Source organism: Actinomadura sp. 3N407 (genome assembly GCF_052245875.1).
GTDB lineage: Bacteria > Actinomycetota > Actinomycetes > Streptosporangiales > Streptosporangiaceae > Spirillospora.
Map to the genome: position 1 here is coordinate 457,018 of NZ_JBQQBP010000004.1, position 23,616 is coordinate 480,633.

Genomic DNA, 23,616 nt, shown 5'->3' on the forward strand with positions numbered 1-23,616 from the left:
TGACCGCGCCTCCGGGGTGGTGGGTCTCCCCGCGGGTCGTCGCCCTGCCGGTCCCGCTTTCTCTTCTTTCCGGGAGTGGTGGTCGTGGGTGAAGTGGTGAATCGGATGGCGCTGGGTGTGTCCTGGCGGGCGTCGGCTTTGGCGCTGGTGGATGCGCTGGAGGCGCGGGGCCTGGTGGCGGAGGTGTGGGGTCATGGCGCGGTGCGGGTGCGTAACCCGGCCGGGGAACCGGACACCGATGACCCGCAGGGGCAGGCGTTCGCTCCTGGGCTGCGGCAAGAGGTGCTGTGCCGTCACCATCAGGGCGTGTTGTGGTGGCTGTGGGTGTGGTCGGGGCCGACCCGCGACGCTGTGCCGGAGTTGGAGCCGTTGTGCCCGGTGGAGGACACGGTGACGGCGGCCGAGGCGCTCGCGCGGGTCCTGGCGGTTCCGTTCGCCGGCGCGCCGGGCTCGTCGGGTGGGTGCGGGTGATGGGCGTTTCGTGGGTGTCGGCGTCGGAGGAGACGAGTCGGCGGCCGGTGGCGGCTCAGATTGAGCGGGAGTTCTCCGGGGTGGTGGCCTGGTACGGGCAGGCCACCGGGGCGTGGTGGGCGATGGTGCGGGTTCGCCGTGATGTGCGGCTGGTGGAGGCGGTCAACCCGCGTGAGCTACGGGACGCGATCACACACGCGCGGGGGTGGCCGTGGCCGAGGTGATCAGCGCGGCACACCGCATGCATGCGGCGGGGCATGAGGGGATCGGGCTGGAATGCCCGGTGTCGTGTATGGGAGTGCGGACGGTCGGTGACCTGCTGCGGCTGCTGGTCACGGCGGGACGGATGTCGGGGTTGCATGCGGCGTTCGCGGCGACGGTGGCCGAGGTCCCGCATGAGCATGACAGGGTGATGGCGGCGTGTCCGGTGGAGTGCCTGGGGTTGTCGGCGCATGTGCTGAACGCGCTGCGCAACGATCGGGGCAGGACGGCGACGGTGGGGGATGTGCTGGCGTTGCTGCGGTCGCATGAGCTGGCCGAGGTGCGCAACATCGGGTCTCGGCGGGTCGGTGAGGTCCGCACGGCGCTGGTTGCGGCTGGCTTCCCGGTCCCGCACTACGGGCCCTGACATTTCCGGGCCGCTGCATCCTCGTCGCCGGAGGGGCTGTGGCGGTGCCGGTGCTGCCCGCGGCTGGTCGGGGGCGTGACGTCTGCGCACGTGGGCGCTACAGTGCCGTGAGATGCGCTTATGCGGTCAAGCGTCCTAGTAGTCAGGTGGTCGTCATGTCGAGCTTGGAGTTCGAGCCTCCCAAGTACGCGCGCGTGGTGCTGGAGGTGCGGCGCCGGATCGAGAACGGGGACTACCCGCCCGGCTCGCTGCTGCCCTCGGAATCACAGCTCGTCCGCGAGTTCGCCGTTGGGCGTACCACGGTGGTGCGGGCGTTGCAGATGCTCCAGCAGGACGGGTGGATCATCCGGGAACACGGGCGCGGCTCGTTCGTCAAGGGACGCCCCTCCTCGGCCGCGCGGCCTTCACGCCCCGGCCTGGCCGTGCTCGATCAGCCTGAGACATCCCCGGGTGTGACGCCGATCGACGTCGGGACGGTGGAGGCGCCTGCGGCGGTGGCTGGGCTGCTGGGCCTGGACGGCGGCCGGGTGCTGGCGCGCCGCTGGATGACCGAGCGGGACGGCATCGCCTCGGAGGTGGTGACGTGCTGGTTCCCGCCTGAGCTGACCTTCGGCACCGACCTGGACAAGGACTCGGCGCTTCCGGTGGGGCTGCGGGATCACCTGCGCACGGTCAAGGGCCTGCGCATCGACCACATTGTGGAGCGGCTGACCGCGCGGCTTCCGGCCGGCGACGAGACCCGGCTGTTGAAGATCAAAAAGAGTGAGCCGGTGTTGTCGACGCTGGCGAGTCTGCATGACGCCTCCGATGTGGTGCGGTTCGTGGCCGAGGTTGTGATGCCGGGGTCGCTGCATGAGCTGGAGGACGTCTACAGCGTCCCGGATTGACCCCCGGCTGAACCGGCTCGTCCGGCTGACCGGCCCGTCTATCAAGTGTGACGTACATCACTCGCTTAACCGGTTGTTCGGTCGAGTGTGCGAGGTATCTTCAAGGCATGTACTCGTCCGGACAAGCGGACGGGTGAATGTCTGGAGGTGGCCGCGATGGCGGTGCAGGGTCCGTTCAAGGTCGCGTTCGGGGACGTGTTCCCGTTCGGGGCGTTCATCAAGGGCGGTGTCGAACCGGTGCGCGACTTCGACCGCTCGACCAAGGAGAACTTCGTCCAGGCGCGGGACAAGGACACCGGCGAACTGGTCTGGGCCGTCGAGGTCCTGGACGCCGACCCGCAGTCCAAGGGCACGTTCAAGGTCAAGCTGATGGCACCGGTGCAGCCGATCATGCCGGAAGCTCCGGCGGGGTTCCCGTTCGTGCCGGTGGAGTTCGATGGGCTGGCGGTGACGCCGTACGTCAACTCCGGTACCGGGCGGCTGGCCTACTCGCTGAAGGCGGCGGCGGCGCGTCCGGCCAACTCCCGGGGCGGCTCGTCCCGTACCTCGGGCAAGGACGGCGCGGCGGCCAAGGACGCTGCCTGATGGCGGGCGGGCGCATGTCGGCGCTGTCGCTGCCGATCGACGGCGCGGCCTCGACCGAGTTCCGGTCCTTCCGGGCGCGTACCCCGCTGTTCACCGTGTCGGCGGGTCGGGTGCTGGTCACCCTCACCCTTCCTGAGCGGCTGGGCGCCTCGGATGTGGAGTTCGCGCGGGGGCTGGCTGAGCAGGCGGCGGCGTACGCGGTGGAGGTGGAGCGGCTCTACCGCTCCGGCCGGTCCTCGCGCAAGGGGAGGGCGGCATGAAGGAGTCCTACGGCTCGCTCGGGGTCAGCCTCGGTGAGGACGCCTTCTTCCTGTGCCACACCTACCCGCACAAGCCCGAAGCGGGGCCGATTGTGTCGATCAACACGCCGGGCTTGTCGGTCTCGTTGTCCAACGGTGCGCGCGGCGCGGTGGAGGCCAGCGACGTGGAGAACGCGCGGCGGCTGCTGGAGGTCGTCTCGAAGTTCACGGCCGAGGTGGAGCGCCTCTACGCCGTGAACAACCCTCCGGCCGAGAACACGGCGGCCTGATCAAGGTGGGGCGGCTGGAGCTGGTACCTCCGGCCGCCCCGCTTCTCTCCCCTCAAGCAACGCAAGTGAAGAGGTGAAACCCATCATGGCATGGGAGTTCCGCAAGCTCGGCCCCGGTGAGAACGTCGCCGTTGAAGCGCAGCGTGACCCGTTCGCCGCCCCGAAGTGGGCGCCCCCGGTGTGGCACATGCCCGAAGGGCTCGTGCTCCTGGTCAACGCCGTCCGCGCGCTGGTCCGCACGGTCGTCTTCCTGGTCCGCAACATCGTCCCGGTCTCGGCTGCGGCCGGGCTCGGCTGGCTGGGGTACCGGTTCGGGTGGACGGTCCTCGTCCTCGTCCTCGCGCTCGCCCTCGTTGTCCTGGGCGTGTGGGCGGGGGTGGACCGTCCGTCCTTCGTCCGCTGGGCGGTCCGTCCGGCGCGTGCCCGGTGGCGGCTGGTGTGGGTGTACCGGCGGGACTGGCAACCGGTCCTGGTCACGGCCGGACTGACCAAGGTGCACAAGGGCCGTGAGTACCTGCCCTCGCTGGTCCGGGTCCGCTGCGGTCCGACATCGGATCGGGTCCTGGTCCGCATGCTCAAGGGGCAGGCTCCGGATGCGTGGGAGCGGGTGGCGGTCAACCTGGCGCACGGCTTCGGCGCAACCCTGGCCCGCGTCCGGGACGGCGACCGTCCAGGCCGGATCTGGCTGGAGTTCGTCCGCCGCGATGCCCTCGCCGAACCGATACCGGCACTGCCCGTCCCGGACGCCTCCGACGTCGACCTACGGGCGCTGCCGGTCGGACGGGCCGAGGACGGCTCCCCGTGGCGGCTGCGGCTCCTCGGCACCCATGTCCTCATCGCGGGGGCGACAGGGGCCGGCAAGGGCTCGGTCATCTGGTCGACCATTCGGGCGCTGCTGCCGCTGCTGCTGGGCGGGCTGGTGGAGGTGTGGGCCATCGACCCCAAACGCATGGAACTGTCCTTTGGGCGGGCGCTGTTCGAACGGTACGGCCGGTACTCCTCCGACCCGTCCGGCGGCATGGTCGCCCTCCTGGAGACCGCGGCCGAGGACATGAACGCACGCGCCGAACGCTTCGCCGGTGTGACCCGGTCGTTCACGCCCAGCCATGAGTTCCCGTTCCGGGTGATCGTGGTGGATGAGCTGGCGTTCCTGACCGCCTACTGCCCCGAACGCGACCTACGCAAGCGGGCCGAGTCCGCGCTTGCCGTGCTCACCACACAGGGCCGGTCGGTGGGGTACTGCGTGATCGGCGCGCAGCAGGACGCGCGCAAAGAGGTCAACAACCTGCGCAACCTGTTCCCGGACCGGATCGCGCTGCGGCTGGACGAAGACGAACAGGTCGACATGGTGCTCGGCGACGGTGCCCGCGACCGTGGCGCCCTGGCCGATCAAATCTCCTCCGTTCCCGAGATCGGCGCGGGGGTCGGGTTCGTCCGGCTGGAGACCTCGCCAGATCCGGTGCGGGTGCGGGCCGCGTTCGTCTCCGATGCCGATATCCGGGCAATGGTCGCGCTCGCCCTGCCCGACCTCGACATCGAGGGGGCAGCGTGAGGCAACCCACCCTCGACGGCTCCGAGGTCGACGCCTCCCCGTCCGAACCCGCACCGGAACCGGTCGTCAAGACGCTGGCTCCGCTGGCACGCGGCGTGCTGGAAGCGGTCGCGGTCGAACACGGCGTCTGCATCCGGCCGGTGCCCATGCGGCGCGTCGACCTGAACACCGGCGCGGCCGAGGTCGTCTACGTCCCGTGCGGGCACACCCTGGCCTCGGTCTGCCCCTCGTGCGCCGAACGCAAGCGCAAGCTACGGGCGGTGCAGTGCCGTCAAGGCTGGCACCTGACCGAGGAACCGGTGATCACGCGCGCTGATCCCGATAACGAGCAACGCGCGTGGATGCAACTGCGGGCACAAGCCCAAGCGGCCCGCGACCGTGCGGCCGAGGACGGTACGGCGGACGGGGAAGGGCCGGGGTTCTGGGACGCGGTCGTGCGGGATCTCGACCATGAACTTGAACGCTCCGGGGTCCGCGGTGCCCTTAAGACGGGAGAGGACAGCAAAGGCCGGCGCACCCGGTCGACCCGGCGGCGGCAGGACGCCCCAGATTTGCCTCGCCGTCCAGTCGACTCCCGCACGGTCGGCAAGGTGTTCCGAGGCCATGACGGGAAGACGTTCCGGCCCTCGCTGTTCCTCACGCTCACCCTGGACTCCTACGGGCGGGTCCGCACGGACGGAACACCCGTCGACCTGGACACCTACGACTACACGCGGGCCGCGCGGGACGCATTGCACTTCTCCAAGCTCATAGACCGCTTCGTGCAGAACCTGCGCCGCTTCGTCGGCCACGACGTGCAGTACTTCGCGGCCGTCGAACCACAACGCCGTCTGGCTCCGCACCTGCACATGGCCATCCGCGGAACCATCTCCCGCACCGAACTGCGCCAGGTCGTGGCGGCCACGTATCACCAGGTGTGGTGGCCCTCCACCGACCGTGTCGTCTTCGAGGGGGAGCGGCTCCCGGTCTGGGACGAAGCGGCCGGACCAGAGGGCGGATACCTCGACCCGGCAACCGGTGAAGTGCTCCCCACCTGGGATGAGGCACTGGATGCCCTCGGCCAGGCCGAGGACGCCGAACCCTTGCACGTGGTCAAGTTCGGGCGGCAGATCGACGCACAAGGCGTCCTGGCCGACTCCCCCGATTCGCGGCGCTGCATCGGCTACCTGACCAAGTACCTCGTCAAAGGCGTCGCCGAATGCCACAACGCCGAGACAAGCGCACAACGTGAACATGTCGACCGGATGGCCGAGACCCTCCGCTACGAGCCGTGCTCGCCCACGTGCGCGAACTGGCTGCGCTACGGCGTCCAGCCCAAAAACCCCCGCAAAGGCCTCACGCCGGGCTACTGCAAGGGCAAAGCACACCGACGCGAACACCTCGGCTACGGCGGCCGCCGGGTCCTGGTGTCCCGCAAATGGTCCGGCAAGACCCTCGCCGACCACAAAGCCGACCGAAAGGCGTGGGTCCTGGCCCGGCTGGCTGAGGCCGGTGTCCCGGTGAGCAACCCGACCGACCCGAACGCCGTGCACGTCTGGGAACGGGCTGGGCCTGGTGACCCGGACGTGAAACCGGCAGAGCAACGGCTCCTGCTGCTGATCAACGAACGCATCCAACGACGTCGGCAACTCGACCAAGCGACCTCGTCCGAACTTTCGGCAACACGGGAGGCAGCGTGAGCGGCAAGCGGGACGAACTTCTCACTGTCGACCAGGTGCTCGAAGAACTCGGCGGGATTTCTCGGCGGACCTTCTACCGGTGGCGAGAGATCGGCCGGGCTCCGTCTGGTTTCAAGCTCCCGAACGGCGAGATTCGCATCTATCGCAGCGATCTCGACGCCTGGCTCTGGTCGCTGCGGGAGGCGGCGTGAACACGTCCTACAAGGTCAAAGTTCTGGGCGACCCGACCGAACAAGGCGGGGCCGAGGTCGAGCAAGCTCGGCAAGGTCATCTCCTACACGGCGCGTTGGACGGTCGGCAGCCGTGAGAAGTCCCGGACATTCGAACGCTCCTCACAAGCAAAGAGCTTCCTGTCTGACCTGCGGCAGGCTGCGAAGAACGGTGAGGCATTCGACACGGACACTGGCCTCCCGCTGTCCATGCTCAAGGCGGCGACGGCTCGGACGTGGCTGGAGTTCGCCCGTGCCTACGTCAAGGCGCGTTGGCCACATGCGGCGGCCAAGTCCCGTGAGGGCCTCACCGACACAATGACGGCCGTGACGCTCGTGTTCGTCAAGAACATGCCGGGACGTCCGGACGCGTCGCTCCTGCGGGTCCTTCTGCGCCAACACGTCTTCGTCCCGGACGATCGCGCCCCGGAGATCTCGTCTGACCTCGGCGCGGCGCTGCGCTGGCTGGAGGCGGCCTCCATGCCGATCACGGATTTGGACGAACCACGGTTGGCGCGGGCGGCTCTGGAGACTCTCGCGCTCCAACTCGACGGACAATCGGCGGCGGCCTCGACGTTCCGGCGCAAGCGGGCGGTGTTCAAGCATGCGCTCGGCTACGCCGTCGAACTGGGCGACTTGGCGGCCAATCCTCTCGACCGTGTGAAGTGGCGTCCGCCCAAGCAGAACGGGGCGGTTGATCGGCGCGTCGTCGTGAACCCGTCTCAGGCCCGGGAGCTGCTGACGGCGGTCTCCTATGTCGGCCGGTCGCGTGGGCCTCGGCTGCGGGCGATGTTCGCGTGCATGTATTTCGCCGGCCTTCGTCCGGCTGAGGCGGCGGGCCTGCGTCGGCAGGACTGCGAACTTCCGGCAACCGGCTGGGGGCTGATCACGCTCAAGAAGACCCGGCCTCAGACGAACAAGCGGTACACCGATTCGGGGGAGACCTTCGATGATCGGGGCCTCAAGCATCGGGAGGACGACATCGTGCGGCCGGTCCCGATACCGCCTGAGCTGGTGGCGATCCTCCGGGAACACCTCGACGCCTTCGGGACGGCCGAGGACGGGCGGCTCTTCGTCACCAGTGGCGGCCGGTCGTTCTCCGGCTCGGCGTACGCGCAAGTCTGGAAGCGGGCTCGCCCCCTGGCGCTGACTCCCGATCAAGTCGAGTCGCCGTTGGCGGCCCGGCCGTACGACCTGCGGCACGCGGCGGTGTCGCTCTGGCTGAACGCGGGCGTCCATGCTCCCGAAGCGGCTGAGCGCGCGGGGCACGGGGTCGATGTGATGTTGCGTGTTTACGCTAAGTGCATAGACGGGCAACGGGATGTCGCCAACCAGCGCATAGAGGACGCGTTGGCATGATCGTCATCCACCGTGGAGAGGCTCCGGAGCGTTCCGGGGCCTCTCTTCTCTTGTGTGCTGACCTGGGCAAACGTGGGCCGCGTCATTCCGCGTATATTCCGGGAACGGTGCTTCGCGGCTGCGTTTTGTGGCACATGGCTGCATCTGGGGCACTGAGATCAACAAGCGTCTCCGCAGGTCAAAGCCTGGTTGTGCTGGTGGGGGTGGCGCGCCCGGCAGGATTCGAACCCGCGACCGTCGGATTAGAAGTCCGATGCTCTGTCCAGCTGAGCTACGGGCGCCCGGCGCCCGGCGGGACGCCGGGACACAGTGTAAGGGTGAGGGTCTTCCGGCTCCACATCTATATCGGCCTTACCGTGCGGAAGCGGGCGGTCGGGGTCTTATCTTTGGGTGCTGTGGCGGTGAACTTTGAGGTACCGCTCTCCGGTGGGGACGTGTCGGAGGGCGTGGTGCGGGTCGGGGACACGGTGCGGAGGCCGCTCGGGGCGCACAGTCCGGCCGTGCACGGGTTGCTGCGGCATCTGGAGGCGGTGGCGTTCGACGGGGCGCCGCGGGTGCTGGGCGTGGACGGGCGGGGCCGGGAGGTTCTGAGTTGGGTGCCGGGGGAGGTGCCGCGGCGGCCGCTGGCGGGTTTCGTGGTCTCCGATGAGGCGTTGCGGGGCGTTGGGCGGTTGCTGCGGCGGTATCACGAGGCGGCGGCGTCCTATGAGGCGCCGGAGGGGGCGCCGTGGGACGGGGAGACGTCGAACCTGGACGGGGAGCCGGAGGTCATCGGGCATTGTGATGTGACGCCGGAGAACGTGGTCTTCCGGGGCGGGACGCCGGTGGCGTTGATCGATTTCGATTTGGCCCGGCCCACGACGCGGTTGTTCGATGTGGTGACGGCGTTGCGGCATTGGGGGCCGATCGCCGATCCGGCGGATCGGGACGCGTTGCTGTACCGGGTCGATGTGGGGCGGCGGCTGCGGGTCTTCTGTGATGCGTACGGGCTGGACGCCCGGGAGCGGCGGGAGGTGCTGCCGGCGGCTCGGGTGAGGTTCGAGCGGTCGTATCGGGCGATGCAGGTTCGGGCGGAAGGCGGCGGGGTTTGGGCACGGATGTGGCGTGGCGGCGCCGGGCAGCGGATACGGCGGGCGCAGGACTGGCTGGAGCGGTACTGGGATGAACTTGATGCGCGTCTCTGGTGAGGGCCTGGTTCTCGGGGTGGCGTTGGACGCGTTTCTCGGGGATCCGAAGAAATGGCATCCGGTGGCCGGGTTCGGGCGTGTCGCTTCGGTGGTGGAGCGGTCTTTGTACGGGGATTCGCGGTGGCGCGGGGTTGTCCACACCGGGGTTCTTGTCGGGGGTGCGGGGGCGCTCGGAGTTGGGCTTGAGGCGGTTGCCCGGGGACGGGTGGCGCATGCCTTGGTGACGGCCGGAGTCACGTGGGTCGTGCTTGGGGGGACGTCGCTGGGGCGTGAAGGGCTTGTCATGGCCCGGGTGTTGGAGCGGGGGGATTTGGAAGCGGCGAGGGGGCGCCTCTCGCATTTGTGTGCGCGGGATCCGAGTGAGCTCGATGCGGACGGGTTGGCGCGGGCCGTTGTCGAGTCGGTGGCGGAGAATACGTCGGATGCGTCGGTTGCTCCGCTGGTGTGGGGGGCCGCGGCGGGTATTCCGGGGTTGCTGATGTATCGGGCCGTCAACACGCTTGATGCGATGGTCGGGTACCGGAACCCGAGGTATGAGCGGTTCGGGTGGGCCGCGGCGAGGCTGGATGATGTCGTGAATTGGGTTCCGGCTCGGGTGACCGGTGGTTTGGTCGCGGTTTGTTCCGGGCGTACTGCGTGGCGGGTGTTTCTGCGGGACGGGAAGAAGCATCCGAGTCCCAATGCGGGACGGTGTGAGGCCGCGTTCGCCGGGGCGCTCGGAGTGCGGCTCGGGGGCGTCAACGAGTATGGGGGACGGGTCGAGCGGCGTCCCGAGATGGGGGACGGCAGGGCCCCGGAGGTGCGGGACATCGGGCGGGCCGTGCGGCTTTCGGCGGTGGTGACGTTCGCGGCGGCGGCCGTGATCTGGGGTGTGCGGTGAGCGGGCTTCTTGTCGCGGGGACGACGTCGGACGCGGGGAAGAGCGTGGTCACGGCGGGGTTGTGCCGGTGGCTCGCGAGAAAGGGCGTGAAGGTCGCGCCGTTCAAGGCCCAGAACATGTCGCTGAATTCGATGGTGACCGGTGACGGGGCGGAGATCGGGCGGGCGCAGTACATGCAGGCGCAGGCGGCGGGGGTCGAGCCGAGGGCCGTGATGAATCCGGTTCTGCTCAAGCCGGGCAGTGATCGGCGTAGTCAGGTCGTGGTGCTGGGACGGCCTGTGGCGGAGGTCGACGCGCTGCAGTACGGGGAGCACAAGGAGTGGCTCAGGGGCGTCGTGCGGGAGAGTCTCGAGGAGTTGCGGGACGAGTACGACGTGGTGGTCTGTGAGGGGGCAGGGAGCCCCGCCGAGATCAACCTGCGGGCCGGCGACATCGTGAACATGGGGCTCGCCCGGGCCGCGGAATTGCCGGTCATCGTGGTGGGGGACATCGACCGGGGTGGTGTTTTCGCGTCCTTGTACGGGACGGTGGCGCTGCTGGAGCCCGCGGATCAGGCGCTGGTCGCGGGGTTCGTCATCAACAAGTTCCGGGGCGCCAGGGAATTGCTGGAGCCGGGGCTTGAGCAGCTTGAGACGCTCACGGGGCGGCCGACGCTGGGTGTGCTGCCGTGGAAGGCCGGGCTGTATCTGGATTCCGAGGACACTCTGGCGTTGGAAGCGCCTCGGCCGGACGCGAGGGCGCCGGTCGGGAACGAGACCTTGAGGGTCGTCGTGGTGCGGTTTCCGCGGATCTCGAATTTCACGGATCTGGACGCCCTGGCCTGCGAACCGGGTGTCGTCGTCCGTTACGCGGCGAGCGCCGGGGATCTGGCGGAGGCCGATCTGGTCGTGCTGCCGGGGACCCGGGCCACGGTGAGTGATCTGGCGTGGCTGCGTGAGCGGGGGATGGCCGACGAGATCAGCAGGCGTGCCCGCGCGGGGCGGCCCGTGCTCGGCATCTGCGGCGGCTATCAGATGCTCGCCGAAGAGATCGTGGATCACGTCGAGTCGGGGACGGGACGAGTCGAGGGGCTCGGGCTGCTGCCCGCGCGGGTCGAATTCGGGCTGGAGAAGACGCTCGGGCGGCCACGGGGGAGTGCCTACGGCGAAGACGTCCGCGGCTATGAAATCCACCATGGCGCCGTGGTCGCAAGGGGGGAGCCATTCCTCGACGGATGCCGGCGGGGGGCCGTCTGGGGGACGACCTGGCATGGCGCAATGGAGAACGACGGGTTCAGGCGCGCCTTTCTCCGGGATGTGGCGAGGGAGGGCGGCCGCGATTTCACGCCCGCCCCGGATGTGTCGTTCGAGGGCCTGCGGGAGGCGACACTGGACGCGCTCGGCGACCTCGTCGAGGAGCATCTGGACACCGACGCCGTGTGGCGGATCATCGAGAAGGGGGCACCGCGGAACCTTTCCGTCGTCCCGCCGGGCGGGCCGCCGAAGGCGCGTGCCGATGAGCCGGGCCCCGCCACGACGGTAGGGTGATCCCTTCGATGGCACCGGCCGCAAACAGGCATCAGGAGGAACGTCCCGTGACCGACCCGCGGTCCAGTCTGATCGTCCCGCTGATGAAGGCGCGGGTGCCGGCCGAGGTCCAGCTGGAGTTTCCGCTGCCGCTGGACGAGGAGCCGATCCGCGACCCGTTCGCCGGCGACCTGTATGTGAGCTACGCGCTGGAGATCGCCGACGAGGCCGCCCCGGGAGGCCGCCGCTACGAGCATGTGGCGCGCCGGCACTGCGCCGAGCTGGGCGTGGCGCCCGGTGAGCTGCGCCGCCGCGCGGTGATCAACCTGCGTGATCTGCGTCCCGAGCTGAGCCTCAGCTGGTACCCGGACGTGCGCGCCGTGACGGTGTCGCTGTCCGGGACGGGCGCGCCGGCGCGGCTGGGGAGCCTGGAGTCGGGCCTGCTGCTGGACGACGGGTTCCTGGAGAAGCTCGGGCAGGACGTGGAGGGCGACCTCGTCGTGGCGGCTCCGGCGCGGGACGTGTTCGTCGCGTCCGGTACCGGTCACCCGGACGGTGTCGACAAGCTCCGCTGGGCGGTCGCGCAGGTGTGGGCCGAGGACCGCGGCGACGGCGGCGGCGGCGATCCGGCGTGGGACGTGCCGGCCGGGAGCCTGCTCACCCACAACCTGATGGTGCGCCGCGGCGGCGTCTGGGACGTCCTGACGCACTGAACCGCCCGACGCACTGGACCGCCCCGGGGGCGGGTTATGACAGGGTCTTCAGCCGCGGCCACAGCTCCGGCCACGGGGCGCGCTGCCCGCGGCAGATCCACACCGGCTTGCCCTGTTCCTGGTTGTCGAGGCCGACGCCGTTGTCGATGCGGCTGACGGCGCGCACGTCCGTCCAGAACCGCCGCAGGTAGGGCGCGCCGGCTTCGGTTTCGGGCCCGACGACGATCGCGGGGCCGCCGGTGTCCGGAGGACGTCCGAAGTACCAGTAGCCGTTGTGCCCGCTGTAGGCGCGGGGCAGGCCGTGTTCCGGCCCGTACTTGTCGAGCGCCCCGGCCTCGCCGTAGTTGCTCACGATGATCGTCGCCTTGGACCGCTCGTCCGGCGGCAGCGAGCCGTAGACCTCCGCGACCCGGGCGGCGAACCGGGGCCAGCCGACCGTCTCGGCGGAGTCGGCGTTGATGACGGGCTGCGGGGTGTCGGCCAGCCATTTCACCGGGTAGACGGGCAGGGTGAGCAGGGCGGTCGTGATGCCGGTGATCACGTAGACGGGCACGGTCGGCACCCAGCCCCAGCCGCGCGGCGCGCCGTTCCGCTCGATCTCGACGGCCCCGGCCGCGAACAGCGCCGCCCAGAGGCCGCTGAGGTAGTACGGCTTCCCGGCGGTGACGAGGAACAGGACGGTCAGCAGAACGTACGCGTGGCCGAGGAACCGGAACGGCCGCAGGTCGGGGGACCGGTACGTCCGCCACAGCCCGTAGATCCACAGCCAGGACAGGACGACGCCCGTCAGCAGGATCTGGAACGGGATGAACCCGGGGCGTCCGGCGAAGTCGCCGTTGCCGGCGATCGCGTCCGCCATGTCGAGCTGCGGCCAGTCGTGGTCGGCCTGCCACATCAGCCCGGGGAAGGCCGCGGCGGCCACGACGAGCACGGCGGCCGCGAGCATGGGACGCCGCAGGAACTCCCGCGGCCCCGAGATCAGCAGCCCCGCGACGAGCGCGGCCAGCAGGAACGCGGCCAGGTACTTGACGTTCAGTGCCAGGGCGGACGCGGCCCCGACGGCGAGCAGCAGCCGCTGGTCGCGGGTCCGCACCCATCTGACGACGAGCCACACGATCGTCGTCGACAGCAGCAGATCGAGCGTCGCGGTGGAGAAGATGTGGCCGGCGGCGACGAAGAAGGGGCACACCGCGTACGCGCCGGCGGTGAGGAGCTGCGCCCGCCGCGCGCCGCCCATCTCCCGGGCCGTCAGCGCGGCGACGACCACGCCGGCGGCGGACAAGAGCGCGGAGAGGACGCGCGGCGCGACGAGCGTGTCGCCGAACAGCGCGGTGACCGCCCGGCCGATCAGTGGCACCAGCGGCGGCTGGTCCGGATACCCCCACATCGGGTGCCGTCCGGCGACCCGGAAGTAGAGCTCGTCGCGGTGGTAGCCGTAGCGGGCGCTGACGGCGAGCAGCACCACGCCGAGCACCCCGGCGATCAGCAGGACGGGCCGCCAGGCGATGACGGGGGGATCCGGTGCGGGGGTGGTCTCGACGGGATCGGAGGCCGCGGGGGCCGGGGCGGACATGATCGAACTTTATGCGAGGTTCGGACGGAGTCACGATCTTCGTTTCGTCCACAGCCGGACACCGCCCGGCGTGACCGGGCACCGTCCCGTGGTCGCAAAACCCGTGGTCGGAAACCGGTGGTCGGAACCGGGGGCCGGAAAACCGGTGGGACGGGAGGGGGGCCGCGGCATACCGTGCGGTCATGGTGTCGACTCATCAGATGCTCGCCTTCTCCGCGATGGCGTTGGTCATCGTCGTGATCCCCGGCCCGTCCGTGCTGTTCGTCGTCGGGCGGGCGCTGGCGCACGGCCGCCGCACCGCCCTCGCGGGCGTCGTCGGCGGTGTGCTGGCCGTGCTGGTGCTGACCGCCGCCGTCGCGGTCGGGATCGGCTCGATCGTGGAACGTTCCGCGGTCGTGTTCACGGCGTTGAAGATCGTTGGCGCGGTCTACATCGTCTATCTCGGGGTGCAGGCCGTCCGGCATCGCCGCTCACTTCAGGAGGCGGTCGGCCGTGACGATGGGGGCCGCGGCGGCCGGGCTCTCCTGCAGGGCTTCATCGTGGGCCTCACCAACCCGAAGACGACGGTGTTCTTCGCGGCGGTCCTGCCGCAGTTCGTCGTGCGGGGGCACGGTCATGCGGCCCTGCAGATGATGGTCTTCGGGCTGATCTTCGCGATCATCGCGCTGCTGTGCGACAGCGTGTGGGGCATCGCCGCCGGGACGGCCCGTGCCTGGTTCGCCCGCTCGCCGCGCCGCCTCGCGGCGATCGGCGGCACCGGCGGGCTGATGATGATCGGCCTCGGCGTCACCGTCGCCGCGACCGGCCGCAAGGAGTAGCCGGGGACTAGACCGAGCAGAGGGCGAAGTCGTCGAACGTCGCCTCGGGGTGCCCGGTGGCGTCCTCGGGACGGTACGCGATCAGCCCGCTGGGTCCGGGGTCTTCGGCGGGAGCCTCCGCGGTGGTGCTCGTGACGTGTTCGCCGTTGACCCACATGCCGAGTTCCACGCTCGACCCGTCCTCCACGCATGCGGCCTGGATCCGGTCGTCGTTGCTGCGGAGGTCGGTGGCGGTGCCGGTCGCCAGGTCCGTCAGCGTGAAACCGTCCATCTTGGCGATGCGGGCCCGCCCGTCCTCGCGGAGGAGGAACGCGAAGCCGGTGCCCTGCCCGCGGCAGTAGACACCCGCCTCGCCGCCTCCGCCCTCCTTGTGCTCGACCTTCACCTCGATGAGTTGCGAGTCGGGGATGCCGTCCACGGGCGCGTCGACGGTGGTCCGGGTCGTCGTGGGGAGGACGTGAAGCTCGTACTTGCGGTCGCGGTAGGACGCGTCCCAGATGGGCGTGGCGGCCGTCTTCCAGCCGGAGGTCTCGTCGTCGAAGTCGTCGTCGAAGATCTTGTCGTCGACCTCCGGGGGCTGGTCGCCGAGGTCGGCGGCGGCCCGGGTGGTCTCGGAGCCGGCCGGGGTGCCTCCATCGTCGGACGTCAGGTTCAGCACGCCGAACACGGAGGACACCCCGACGACGGCCGCGACGGCGCCGACGGCCATGCCATGGCGCCGCCACGGGTGCGGCGGCTTCGGCGGCATCGACTTCGGCGGTAGCGACGACGGCATCGTGGGCGGCGGTTGCGCATGCGGCGGCATCCGCGAAGCCGTTGCGGCGGGCGGCGCCGGCGCGTCCACCGGATGCGTCGCCGGCACGGACTCGACACTGGTGGGCACCGCCGCGGCCTCCGGTGCCTCCGGCACCGGTTCGGGCGTCGCCTCCGACACCGTCGGCGCGGCGGCCGGCAGCGCGACGGTGGGCGGTGTCGACGGCGGTTCCTCCTCGCCGGTCAGCGCCTGGATGAGCTGCTTGACCGCGGGACGTTCGGCGGGGTCCTTCGCCAGCGACCGGGCGACGATGGCGCGCAGCGCCGGGTCGCCGAGCCCGTCCAGGTCGGGTTCGCCGCCCGTCACCCGGTTGATCGTCTCCGGGAGCGTGCCGCCGCCGAACGGGGCGCGTCCCGTGCCCGCGTACGCGACGACGCAGCCCCAGGAGAACACGTCCGCTGCGGGCGTGATCTCCTCGCCGTGCATCAGCTCCGGCGCCATGTAGGCGGGGGTGCCGATGAACTGGCCGGTCCGGGTCGGCCCGTCCGGGGCGTCCAGGGCGCGGGCGATACCGAAGTCGATCACGCGCGGGCCGGCCGGGGACAGCAGCACGTTGGACGGCTTCAGGTCGCGGTGCACGATCCCGGCGCGGTGGATCGCGCTCAGCGCGGTCGCGATGTTGACCGCGAGGGCCTCCAGGTCGCCGCCGCGCAGCGGCCCGCCCTCCTTGACGGCCGCGTCCAGCGCCGGGCCGGTGACGTACTCGGTGACCACGTACAGCGGGTCGCCGTCCAGCCGGGCGTCCAGCACCGCCGCGGTACAGAACCGGCGGACCTGCCGCGCCGCCGTCACCTCGCTGCGGAACCGCTCGTGGAACGCCTCGTCGTCGGCCAGCTCCGCGTTGATGACCTTGACCGCAACCTGCCGGCCGGATTCGTCCTCGCCGAGGAAGACCGTGCCCATCCCGCCGCGGCCGAGCCGTCCGAGCAGCCGGTACGGGCCGAGCTGCCGCGGATCACGGTCACGAAGGGGGGCCTGCATGGGGGTCTCCCGGAGCCGGAGGGTCTTGTTGTCTGACGTCGGAACAAGGCCGGTTCGTTCCCGCGTGCGGCCGTGAACGTCTCGCCCATACGCTTAGATGCCGGTATCGACGGGCGGGTTCGGGAGGAAAACGTGGACGTGACGGTGGACGTGCTCGGCCCCGGGTACGAGGCGATCGAGCTGCCGATGGGCACGGACGCCGAGGGCGAGGTCGTGGCGACGCTCGTGCGGCGAAAAGGCACCGTGCCCGCTGCCACCGGCCGGTCCCGCAGGGCGGTCCTGTATCTGCATGGGTTCATCGACTACTTCTTCCAGAAGCATCTGGCCGACTTCTACGTCGAGCTCGGCTTCGACTTCTACGCGCTCGACCTGCGCAAGTGCGGTCGGTCGCTGCGCCCGCACCAGACCCCGAACTATGTCGAGAGCCTGTCGGACTACTTTCCGGAGATCGACGAGGCCGTCCGGATCGTCCGGGACGTCGACGGGCATGACACGCTCCTGCTGAACGGCCACTCGACCGGCGGCCTGATCGCCGCCCTGTGGGCCGACAAGGCGAAGGGCGAGGGCCTGGTCGACGCGGTGTTCCTGAACAGCCCGTTCCTCGACATCGCCGAGCCGCTCGTGATGCGCAAGGCCGGCGCCGGGCTCGCGCGGGTGCTGCGGCCCCGGTTCCCGAAGGCGAAGCTGCCGGCGGGCGTGTCGGACCGGTATCCGCGGAGCATCCACCGAGACCACGAGGGCGAGTGGGAATTCGACCTGGAGTGGAAGCCGATCCTCGGGTTCCCGGTGCGGGCGGCGTGGCTGGCGGCCGTGCGCCGCGGCCAGCTCCGGCTGCACAAGGGCCTGGACGTCGACGTCCCGGTGCTGGTCATGGCGTCGACGCGCAGTGTCCGTCCCACCCGCAAAGTGCTGGACGTGACCGGAGCCGACGCCGTCCTGGACGTCGAGCACATGGCGCGGTGGGCGCCCAGGATCGGGCGGCATGTGACGCTCGTCCGGATCGACGGCGGCCTGCACGACCTGGTGCTGTCGGCCGAGCCCGCCCGCACCCGGGTCTTCGAGGAGCTGACCCGCTGGACGAACGGCTACCTGCCCGCCCGCGGACGGCCGGCGGGCGGCTAGCCGAGGATCTTCGACATGTCGAAGTCGTCGAAGTCGGCGACGATCTGCTGGGCCGCGTTGCCGCCCCGCATGATCTGCAACCCGACCCAGCCGTTGGGGAGCGGCTGGTCGGTGTCGGTCGTGTCGAGGACCTGCTCGCCGTTCACCCAGAGCCGCAGCCGGACCTGCGGCGCCTCCCTCTCCTGACCCTCGCAGGCGACCTGCACCTTGTTCGGACCCTCGGCGTCGAAACCGGGGACCGAGTCCGGGTTGGCGAGTTCCTTGGTGCCGAGGTTCCCGTTGACCTTGCGGAGCACCGCGCCCTTGCCGTCGTTGCGGACGAGGAACATGTACTGCTTCTTGCCGTCGTCGTTGGCCCGGCAGAGGATGCCGAACATGCTGTCAGGGGAGCCCTGGTCGACCGTCACCGTGACGGTCGTGAGCATCGGGTCGGGGAAGTCCTCCACCTTGTCCTTGGGCACCCAGCGCGCGACCGCGCCGTTGAACTTGTCGGTCTTCATCCGGTACTTGCCCTGCCCGTAGCCGTACTTGCCGTCGTAGCTGTCGCCCCAGCCGGAGTCGGTGTTGGAGAACGCGTCGCTGAACGCGGTGGCCAGGTCGTCGGGCGGGCCGCTCGGCCGCAGCAGGGTGAAACCGACCACGGTGAGCACGGCCAGCGCGGCGGCGACCGCGGCGCCGATCATCAGCGGGGGGCGGGGGAGCCCCGCCGTCCTGCCGGAGCCGGGACCGGAGCCGGAGCCGGAGCCGCCGGGACGGGCGCCGTCGCGGCGCGTGGTGTCGGCGCCCGGTGGGGCCGCCGGGGGAGTGAAGGCGGCCTGGCCGGTCCGCGCCTGCACGGTCGGGTCGGCCGCGGGGCCGTGCCAGCCGGCCTGCACGGTCTCGGCGAGCGTCGCCGGGTCGGTCGTGCCGTTGCCGACGAGCCGCGCGAGCAGATCCTGGACGGACGGGCGGTTGCGCGGGTCCTTGTCGAGCGCGGCGGCGACGATGTCGCGCAGGCCCGGGTCCAGCCGGTCGAGCTTCGGCTCGTCGTGCGCGACCCGGTAGAAGATCTCCGGGACGGTGTTGCCCGCGAACGGCGGGCTGCCCGTCCCGGCGTAGGCGACGACGCAGCCCCACGAGAACACGTCGGACGCGGGCGTCACCTGTTCGCCGCGCAGCAGTTCGGGCGGCAGGTAGTTCGGGGTCCCGACGAACTGGCCGGTGCGGGTGGGGCCGTCGGCGGCGTCCAGGGCGCGGGCGATGCCGAAGTCGATGACGCGGGGGCCGGTGGACGACAGCAGCACGTTGGCGGGTTTGAGGTCGCGGTGGACGATGCCGGCGCCGTGGATGGCGGCGAGGGCGGTGGCGACGCCGACCGCGAGGCCCTCCAGGTCGGAGCCGGGCAGCGGGCCGCGTTCGGCGACGGCGCTCTCCAGGCTGGGGCCCTCGATGTACTCGGTGACGACGTACAGGGGGTCGGTGTCCAGTTCGGCGTCCATCACCGGCGCGGTGCAGAACCGGCGGACCTGCCGGGCGGCGGTGACCTCGCGCCGGAACCGGTCCCGGAAGGTGGTCTCCCCGGCGAGTTCCCGGTTGATCACCTTGACGGCGACGCGGCGTCCCGTGCTGTCCTCACCCAGGTAGACCGTCCCCATGCCGCCGCGGCCGAGCCGCCCGACCAGCCGGTAGGGGCCGAGTTCCCGGGGGTCCTCCGGGCGCAGGGCCTCGCCGTTCTCTCCTGCGTGCGTGGTCATCGTGATCCTGAACTGGACGGGAAATCGGGAGTCTTTCCGTAGAACCCTAGCGGCCCACAATAATTTGGACGCGCGAAGCTCGTCCTTTGGATGGTGGCGGGTGGGGGCTGGAGGACGGTGGCTGGAGGGCGGTGGACGCGCGAAGCCGTCAGCGCGTTCGGCGCGCCCGCGGGAGAGTCCGGAACGGCGGCAGTTTCTCGCCGGTGAGGCCGAACGCGTACGCCACGACCCGGCCGGACCAGCGCTGGCAGCCCACGACGAGCCTGTAGAGCGCGCGGGGATAGCGGCCGGTGAACGGGATGACGAACCAGCTGAGCAGCATCACGACCACCAGCGCCGTGTACATGACCAGCATCACGACCAGGTGCGGGATCACCAGCAGACCCCGCAGGAGGGTGAACCAGCGCCGCGGCCCCCGCCACGCCGCGGGGAAGGGCAGGTCGACCACGACGGTCTGCTCGTCCGCGCCGGGCGCGGCCGGTTCGCGCCGGGCGTGGTCCCGGGGAGCGGGCGGGGCGGCGGGTGCGGGCTCGTCCGCCTCGGGGACGGGTCGCGGCCGCGGGACCTCCGCGTTCGCCGCGGCCGCCGGGTGCTCGCCGTTCGCCGCGGCCTCCGGACCGGCCGCCGAGGTTGCTTCCGGGCCGGCCCCCGACACGCCCTCCGGGCCGGCCCCCGACACGCCCTCCGGGCCTGCCCCCGACACGCCCTCCGGGCCTGCCCCCGACACGCCCTCCGGGCCTGGGTCCGGGGCCGGGTCCGGCCGCCGCCAGGCCGCCGAGATCGTCTCCGCGGCGCGTTCCGGGTCGGCCTTCTCCTGCCCGACGAGCCGGGTGAGGAGCTGCCGTGCGGTGGGCCGGCCGCGCGGGTCCTTGCCGAGCGCGGCGGCGGCGATCTCACGCAGCCGCGGGTCGAGGCCGGTGAGGTCCGGCTCCTCGCTGCCGATGCGCTGGAACGTCTCGGCCACCGTCCTGCCCTGGAACGGGGGGCGTCCCGTCCCGGCGTAGGCGACGACGCAGCCCCACGAGAACACGTCCGACGCCTGTTCGACGGGTTCGCCCCGCAGCACCTCCGGCGCGATGTAGGACGGCGTCCCGACGAACTGGCCGGTGCGGGTGGGGCCGCCGGGGGCGTCCAGGGCGCGGGCGATGCCGAAGTCGATGACGCGGGGGCCGGTGGACGACAGCAGCACGTTGGCGGGTTTGAGGTCGCGGTGGACGATGCCGGCGCCGTGGATGGCGGCGAGGGCGGTGGCGACGCCGACCGCGAGGCCCTCCAGGTCGGAGCCGGGCAGCGGCCCCTTGTCCCGGACGGCCTTCTCCAGGCTCGGCCCGTCGATGTACTCGGTGACGATGTAGGGCGGGTCCTGGTCGAGTTCGGCGTCCAGGACGGGCGCGGTGCAGAACCGGTGGACGCGCCGCGCGGCGGTCACCTCCCGGCGGAACCGGTCGAGGAAGTCCGGTTCCCCGGCCAGCTCCCGGTTGACGACCTTCACCGCGACCCGGCGCCCGTCGGGCTCGGCGCCGAGGTAGACGGTGCCCATCCCGCCGCGGCCCAGGCGTCCGAGCAGGCGGTAGGGCCCGAGGACGCGGGGTTCGTCCTGCTCCAGCGGTCCGGCGGCGGTCGTCGTCATGGGGGGCGGCGCTCCTCGGAAGATCGTCTCTCCGTGCCCACCCTAAGGGAGCGGGGCATCACCGGCGCGCCGGTCAGGGGATCAGCAGGAGCTTGCCCGTGCTCCGCCTCGCCTCCAGGTCGGCGTGCGCGGCACCGGCCTCGGCGAGGTCGTAGCGGTGCCCGACATGGAGCCGCACGGCACCCGACTCCACCCACCCGTAGATCGCGGCGGCGCGTTCCAGCAGCTCCTCGCGGACCTCGGTGAAATGGGCGAGCGACGGGCGCGTGAGGTACACCGATCCGGCGGCGTTGAGCCGCTGCGGGTCGAACGGCGGCACCTTCCCGCCGGCCGCCCCGTACAGCGCGAGGACGCCGCGCCGGCGCAGGCTCGCCAGGCTCCCGTCGAACGTGGGCGCCCCGACACCGTCGTACACGGCCGCGACGCCTTCGCCGCCGGTCAGCTCCCGCACCTTTTCGGGGAAACCGTCGTAGCCCATCGTGACGTCCGCGCCCGCGTCCTTGGCGAGCTGTTCCTTCTCCGGCGTGGAGGCCGTCCCGACGACCCTGGCGCCGAGGGCCTTGGCCGCCTGGGTGAGCAGCAGCCCCATCCCGCCCGCCGCCGCGTGGACCAGGACGGTGTCGCCCGCCTGGATCGGATAGGTCGACCGCGTCAGGTAGTGCGCGGTCATGCCCTGCAGCAGCGACGCCGCCGCGTCCTCCAGCCCGACGCCGCGGGGGACGGGGACGACCTTGTCCGCCGGGACGACGGCCCGCTCCGCGTAGGCGCCCTGCACGTTGGCCCAGGCCACGCGGTCACCCACCGAGAACTCGGTGACGCCGTCCCCGGCCGCCGCGACCGTCCCCGCCGCCTCCACGCCCGGCGTGTACGGGAGACTCTGCGGGTAGGCGCCCGTCCGGAAGTACACGTCGATGAAGTTGACGCCCGCCGCCGCCACGTCGATCAGCACCTCCCCGGGGCCCGGTTCCGGGTCGGGACGCTCCCCGGCCGCCAGGACCTCGGGGCCGCCGTTCTCGGTTGTGACGATCGCGCGCATGTCGTCCTCCTGCCGGTCGGATGCCGACCTCGGAAACCCGGCGTCGCCGACGGACATTCCTCCGCCGGAGTGTTCAAATCCAGTCGCGCATCGTCTGGGCGACCAGCGCGACGGCCTCCTCCACGCGGGACGCGACGGTCCCGGCGTCCCAGATATCGTGCCGGGCGCAGTCCTCGAACGCGACCTTGACCGCCGCGAGGAAGAACGCGACGACGATCCGCGGCCGCAGGTCGTGCTCAAGGTCCACGCCCTCGCGCCGCGCGATCTCGGCGGCCAGCGTCTCCGCCGACGCCGAGTGCCGCGCCATCTGCGCCGCCATCAGCGACGGCGTCGCCTCGATCACCTGCCGGACGCGGCGGAACCGGGTGCCGTCGGCCGGGTCGCCTTCGGCGATCGTCCGCAGCATCACGCGCAGCGACTCCAGCAGCGCGGTGAACGGCCGTTCCCCGCGCGGACGCGTCGCCAGCGCCTCTGTCAGGACGTCGTCGTGCTCGGCGAGGAAGCTCGTGACGACGTCCTCCTTGGTGGCGAAGTAGCGGAAGAACGTCCGCTGTGACACGTCCACGGCCGCCACGATCTCGTCGATCGTCGTCTCCTCGTACCCCTGGGCCAGGAACAGCTCCAGCGCCGCGTCGAGGAGCGCGAACCGGGTCCGCTGTTTCTTGCGCTCGCGGAGCCCGGCCAGAGCGGGCGCGGGGGCGCGCTCGTCTGTGGGGCCTGACGGGTCGCCGGCGGGGACGGCGCTCATCGGCTCGCTCCTTCTATCCGCTTGACGCGGGCACTGGACGCCCGGCTCACAGAGGCTTCTATCACGGACAGGGCCTCCGTATGCGCGCCGGATCTCCATCATCGGGACGCAACCGGCTCCGTGATTGGCGTACATGCGCCCGGCGCGTCGCGCCGCCGCTTGCGGACCATCCCCGGAGGATCGTGAAAGACCCGTCCCACTCTCCGGATTTTCCCTGCGCAGCCCGGGGATTAGGGTCATGCTGAGGTTCGGTCACCAGTTGTCGCCGGATGATCGCCCAAGGTGGTTCCCCGGCGGTTCGGACCATGCTGAGGCGGCTGATGTCTGTAATCGGTGGGCGGGAGATCGCCGAGGCGCGGCGGCGTCACCTCGCGGTGCTCGCGAAAGAGGTGGAGGCGCGGGGCCTGTCCTGGCGGCTCGCCGGGCCCGAGGAGTCCCTGCTGAGCGTGACGGGCCCGCGGAGCCGGCGCCAGATCATGGTCGTCGCGACCCTGTCCGGTGACGGCTGGTACTACCTCTGGCCGGGCGGCGGCATGGCCGACGTGGCCGAGGCCCCCAACGTGGCCGACCGCCTGACCCACCTGCTGGAGTAGACCTCCGTCTTGCCCTCTCATCCCCGGGGTCTCTAGACTCGGGTGCGAACGTTTGTTCGAATATCCGCATGCTCTTCCCCCGTGCGGTGCGCGCGAGGGGGAGGCAGATGACACGCGTGTTCGGCGACCCGGTGGACGTCTGGGTGAGCGATGGACGTCCTGTCCGGTTCGTCTGGCGTGACCGGCTCTACACCGTCCGGCGGGTGCTGGAGCATTGGGTCACGACCCGTGACTGGTGGCGGGAGCAGCAGCCCGACGGCGAGGCCACCGGCGAGCGGGAGTTCTGGCGGGTCGAGGCGACCCCGGACAGGGAGATCGGCGTCTACGAGCTGCGTTTCGACGTGGCCGCTGACAGCTGGCTGCTTTCCCGGGTATGGGACTGAC

General features: G+C 71.0%; 25 protein-coding genes and 1 tRNA gene. 19 read left to right on the top strand and 7 right to left on the bottom strand.

The window, feature by feature from the left end; translation table 11 throughout:
• Window positions 1-105: 105 nt before the first annotated feature.
• The 11 genes from ACTWPP_RS12720 (at window position 106) to ACTWPP_RS12770 (ending at window position 7,899) form a co-directional block, all read left to right on the top strand.
• Entirely contained in the window at window positions 106-471 is a 366-nt protein-coding gene (locus ACTWPP_RS12720) for a hypothetical protein (RefSeq protein WP_443104407.1), read from the top strand.
• A 47-nt stretch (window positions 472-518) separates the two neighbouring features.
• The gene (locus tag ACTWPP_RS12725; protein WP_443104408.1) at window positions 519-695 is read left to right on the top strand and encodes a hypothetical protein; all 177 of its coding nucleotides are present in this window, start codon (window positions 519-521) and stop codon (window positions 693-695) included.
• Window positions 683-1,099: a DNA-directed RNA polymerase subunit alpha C-terminal domain-containing protein gene (locus ACTWPP_RS12730; RefSeq protein WP_443104409.1), complete on the top strand. Its 417-nt coding sequence runs from the start codon at window positions 683-685 to the stop codon at window positions 1,097-1,099. The genes ACTWPP_RS12725 and ACTWPP_RS12730 overlap by 13 nt, the downstream gene beginning before the upstream one ends.
• Window positions 1,100-1,254: 155 nt before the next feature.
• Entirely contained in the window at window positions 1,255-1,986 is a 732-nt protein-coding gene (locus ACTWPP_RS12735) for a GntR family transcriptional regulator (RefSeq protein ID WP_443104410.1), read from the top strand.
• Window positions 1,987-2,142: 156 nt separating this feature from the next.
• Window positions 2,143-2,571 carry a plasmid replication, integration and excision activator gene (locus ACTWPP_RS12740; protein WP_443104411.1) on the top strand — a complete coding sequence of 143 codons (429 nt, stop codon included), beginning with the start codon at window positions 2,143-2,145 and terminating at the stop codon, window positions 2,569-2,571.
• On the top strand, window positions 2,571-2,831 hold the full coding sequence (locus ACTWPP_RS12745; protein WP_443104412.1) for a hypothetical protein: 261 nt from the start codon (window positions 2,571-2,573) through the stop codon (window positions 2,829-2,831). The genes ACTWPP_RS12740 and ACTWPP_RS12745 overlap by 1 nt, the downstream gene beginning before the upstream one ends.
• Entirely contained in the window at window positions 2,828-3,100 is a 273-nt protein-coding gene (locus ACTWPP_RS12750) for a hypothetical protein (RefSeq protein WP_443104413.1), read from the top strand. Before ACTWPP_RS12745 ends, ACTWPP_RS12750 begins: the two co-directional genes overlap by 4 nt.
• An 85-nt stretch (window positions 3,101-3,185) precedes the next feature.
• The gene (locus ACTWPP_RS12755) at window positions 3,186-4,652 is read left to right on the top strand and encodes an FtsK/SpoIIIE domain-containing protein (protein WP_443104414.1); all 1,467 of its coding nucleotides are present in this window, start codon (window positions 3,186-3,188) and stop codon (window positions 4,650-4,652) included.
• On the top strand, window positions 4,649-6,331 hold the full coding sequence (locus ACTWPP_RS12760) for a replication initiator (protein WP_443104415.1): 1,683 nt from the start codon (window positions 4,649-4,651) through the stop codon (window positions 6,329-6,331). The genes ACTWPP_RS12755 and ACTWPP_RS12760 overlap by 4 nt, the downstream gene beginning before the upstream one ends.
• Window positions 6,328-6,522, top strand: a complete 195-nt coding sequence (locus tag ACTWPP_RS12765) for a helix-turn-helix transcriptional regulator (protein ID WP_443104416.1) — start codon at window positions 6,328-6,330, stop codon at window positions 6,520-6,522. Before ACTWPP_RS12760 ends, ACTWPP_RS12765 begins: the two co-directional genes overlap by 4 nt.
• 345 nt (window positions 6,523-6,867) lie before the next feature.
• Window positions 6,868-7,899 carry a tyrosine-type recombinase/integrase gene (locus ACTWPP_RS12770; RefSeq protein ID WP_443104417.1) on the top strand — a complete coding sequence of 344 codons (1,032 nt, stop codon included), beginning with the start codon at window positions 6,868-6,870 and terminating at the stop codon, window positions 7,897-7,899.
• 204 nt (window positions 7,900-8,103) lie between these two features.
• On the opposite strand, the gene ACTWPP_RS12775 is transcribed toward ACTWPP_RS12770, so the two are convergent.
• A tRNA-Arg gene (locus tag ACTWPP_RS12775) sits at window positions 8,104-8,180 on the bottom strand.
• A gap of 114 nt (window positions 8,181-8,294) precedes the next feature.
• Between ACTWPP_RS12775 and ACTWPP_RS12780 the strand changes: the two genes are divergently transcribed.
• The 4 genes from ACTWPP_RS12780 to ACTWPP_RS12795 are packed head-to-tail and all read left to right on the top strand — an operon-like array spanning window position 8,295 to window position 12,184.
• A complete protein-coding gene (locus ACTWPP_RS12780) occupies window positions 8,295-9,086 on the top strand; it encodes a phosphotransferase enzyme family protein (protein WP_443104418.1) in 792 nt (263 codons plus the stop codon).
• Window positions 9,070-9,966 (top strand): cobalamin biosynthesis protein, encoded by an 897-nt coding sequence (locus ACTWPP_RS12785; protein WP_443104574.1) that lies wholly within the window; start codon window positions 9,070-9,072, stop codon window positions 9,964-9,966. Before ACTWPP_RS12780 ends, ACTWPP_RS12785 begins: the two co-directional genes overlap by 17 nt.
• The gene (locus ACTWPP_RS12790; protein WP_443104419.1) at window positions 9,963-11,492 is read left to right on the top strand and encodes a cobyric acid synthase; all 1,530 of its coding nucleotides are present in this window, start codon (window positions 9,963-9,965) and stop codon (window positions 11,490-11,492) included. Before ACTWPP_RS12785 ends, ACTWPP_RS12790 begins: the two co-directional genes overlap by 4 nt.
• Window positions 11,493-11,539: 47 nt before the next feature.
• Window positions 11,540-12,184, top strand: a complete 645-nt coding sequence (locus tag ACTWPP_RS12795; RefSeq protein WP_443104420.1) for a DUF1444 family protein — start codon at window positions 11,540-11,542, stop codon at window positions 12,182-12,184.
• Between the two features lie 34 nt (window positions 12,185-12,218).
• Here ACTWPP_RS12795 and ACTWPP_RS12800 read toward each other — a convergent pair whose 3' ends face one another.
• Window positions 12,219-13,757 carry an ArnT family glycosyltransferase gene (locus ACTWPP_RS12800; protein ID WP_443104421.1) on the bottom strand — a complete coding sequence of 513 codons (1,539 nt, stop codon included), beginning with the start codon at window positions 13,755-13,757 and terminating at the stop codon, window positions 12,219-12,221.
• Window positions 13,758-13,939: 182 nt separating this feature from the next.
• On the opposite strand from ACTWPP_RS12800, the gene ACTWPP_RS12805 reads away from it, so the two are divergent.
• Window positions 13,940-14,575, top strand: coding sequence for a LysE family translocator (locus ACTWPP_RS12805; protein ID WP_443104422.1), 636 nt, complete (start codon window positions 13,940-13,942; stop codon window positions 14,573-14,575).
• Between the two features lie 7 nt (window positions 14,576-14,582).
• Here the strand turns inward: ACTWPP_RS12805 and ACTWPP_RS12810 are convergent, their stop codons facing one another.
• The gene (locus ACTWPP_RS12810; RefSeq protein ID WP_443104423.1) at window positions 14,583-16,370 is read right to left on the bottom strand and encodes a protein kinase domain-containing protein; all 1,788 of its coding nucleotides are present in this window, start codon (window positions 16,368-16,370) and stop codon (window positions 14,583-14,585) included.
• A gap of 132 nt (window positions 16,371-16,502) precedes the next feature.
• On the opposite strand from ACTWPP_RS12810, the gene ACTWPP_RS12815 reads away from it, so the two are divergent.
• Window positions 16,503-17,492, top strand: a complete 990-nt coding sequence (locus ACTWPP_RS12815) for an alpha/beta hydrolase (RefSeq protein WP_443104424.1) — start codon at window positions 16,503-16,505, stop codon at window positions 17,490-17,492.
• Here the strand turns inward: ACTWPP_RS12815 and ACTWPP_RS12820 are convergent.
• From ACTWPP_RS12820 to ACTWPP_RS12835, 4 genes are all read right to left on the bottom strand, one after another.
• A complete protein-coding gene (locus ACTWPP_RS12820; RefSeq protein ID WP_443104425.1) occupies window positions 17,489-19,225 on the bottom strand; it encodes a serine/threonine-protein kinase in 1,737 nt (578 codons plus the stop codon). The genes ACTWPP_RS12815 and ACTWPP_RS12820 overlap by 4 nt on opposite strands.
• A gap of 148 nt (window positions 19,226-19,373) precedes the next feature.
• Complete coding sequence (locus ACTWPP_RS12825; protein ID WP_443104426.1) at window positions 19,374-20,855, bottom strand: DUF4389 domain-containing protein; 1,482 nt, start codon at window positions 20,853-20,855, stop codon at window positions 19,374-19,376.
• Between the two features lie 73 nt (window positions 20,856-20,928).
• Window positions 20,929-21,891, bottom strand: coding sequence for a quinone oxidoreductase family protein (locus ACTWPP_RS12830; RefSeq protein WP_443104427.1), 963 nt, complete (start codon window positions 21,889-21,891; stop codon window positions 20,929-20,931).
• 73 nt (window positions 21,892-21,964) lie between these two features.
• Window positions 21,965-22,639 (bottom strand): TetR family transcriptional regulator, encoded by a 675-nt coding sequence (locus ACTWPP_RS12835; protein WP_443104428.1) that lies wholly within the window; start codon window positions 22,637-22,639, stop codon window positions 21,965-21,967.
• Between the two features lie 320 nt (window positions 22,640-22,959).
• Between ACTWPP_RS12835 and ACTWPP_RS12840 the strand changes: the two genes are divergently transcribed.
• Window positions 22,960-23,232 (top strand): hypothetical protein, encoded by a 273-nt coding sequence (locus ACTWPP_RS12840; RefSeq protein WP_443104429.1) that lies wholly within the window; start codon window positions 22,960-22,962, stop codon window positions 23,230-23,232.
• A 107-nt stretch (window positions 23,233-23,339) separates the two neighbouring features.
• Window positions 23,340-23,615, top strand: coding sequence for a DUF6504 family protein (locus tag ACTWPP_RS12845; RefSeq protein WP_358465365.1), 276 nt, complete (start codon window positions 23,340-23,342; stop codon window positions 23,613-23,615).
• The last annotated feature ends 1 nt before the right edge of the window (window position 23,616 follow it).

Coding starts and splice junctions, on each gene's coding strand:
- ACTWPP_RS12785 (WP_443104574.1), top strand. CDS start 9,070: ATGCGCGTCTCTGGTGAGGGCCTGGTTCTCGGGGTGGCGTTGGACGCG.
- ACTWPP_RS12750 (WP_443104413.1), top strand. CDS start 2,828: ATGAAGGAGTCCTACGGCTCGCTCGGGGTCAGCCTCGGTGAGGACGCC.
- ACTWPP_RS12820 (WP_443104425.1), bottom strand. CDS start 19,225: ATGACCACGCACGCAGGAGAGAACGGCGAGGCCCTGCGCCCGGAGGAC.
- ACTWPP_RS12800 (WP_443104421.1), bottom strand. CDS start 13,757: ATGTCCGCCCCGGCCCCCGCGGCCTCCGATCCCGTCGAGACCACCCCC.
- ACTWPP_RS12720 (WP_443104407.1), top strand. CDS start 106: ATGGCGCTGGGTGTGTCCTGGCGGGCGTCGGCTTTGGCGCTGGTGGAT.
- ACTWPP_RS12810 (WP_443104423.1), bottom strand. CDS start 16,370: ATGCAGGCCCCCCTTCGTGACCGTGATCCGCGGCAGCTCGGCCCGTAC.
- ACTWPP_RS12835 (WP_443104428.1), bottom strand. CDS start 22,639: ATGAGCGCCGTCCCCGCCGGCGACCCGTCAGGCCCCACAGACGAGCGC.
- ACTWPP_RS12840 (WP_443104429.1), top strand. CDS start 22,960: ATGTCTGTAATCGGTGGGCGGGAGATCGCCGAGGCGCGGCGGCGTCAC.
- ACTWPP_RS12745 (WP_443104412.1), top strand. CDS start 2,571: ATGGCGGGCGGGCGCATGTCGGCGCTGTCGCTGCCGATCGACGGCGCG.
- ACTWPP_RS12735 (WP_443104410.1), top strand. CDS start 1,255: ATGTCGAGCTTGGAGTTCGAGCCTCCCAAGTACGCGCGCGTGGTGCTG.
- ACTWPP_RS12755 (WP_443104414.1), top strand. CDS start 3,186: ATGGCATGGGAGTTCCGCAAGCTCGGCCCCGGTGAGAACGTCGCCGTT.
- ACTWPP_RS12740 (WP_443104411.1), top strand. CDS start 2,143: ATGGCGGTGCAGGGTCCGTTCAAGGTCGCGTTCGGGGACGTGTTCCCG.
- ACTWPP_RS12845 (WP_358465365.1), top strand. CDS start 23,340: ATGACACGCGTGTTCGGCGACCCGGTGGACGTCTGGGTGAGCGATGGA.
- ACTWPP_RS12805 (WP_443104422.1), top strand. CDS start 13,940: ATGGTGTCGACTCATCAGATGCTCGCCTTCTCCGCGATGGCGTTGGTC.
- ACTWPP_RS12825 (WP_443104426.1), bottom strand. CDS start 20,855: ATGACGACGACCGCCGCCGGACCGCTGGAGCAGGACGAACCCCGCGTC.
- ACTWPP_RS12830 (WP_443104427.1), bottom strand. CDS start 21,891: ATGCGCGCGATCGTCACAACCGAGAACGGCGGCCCCGAGGTCCTGGCG.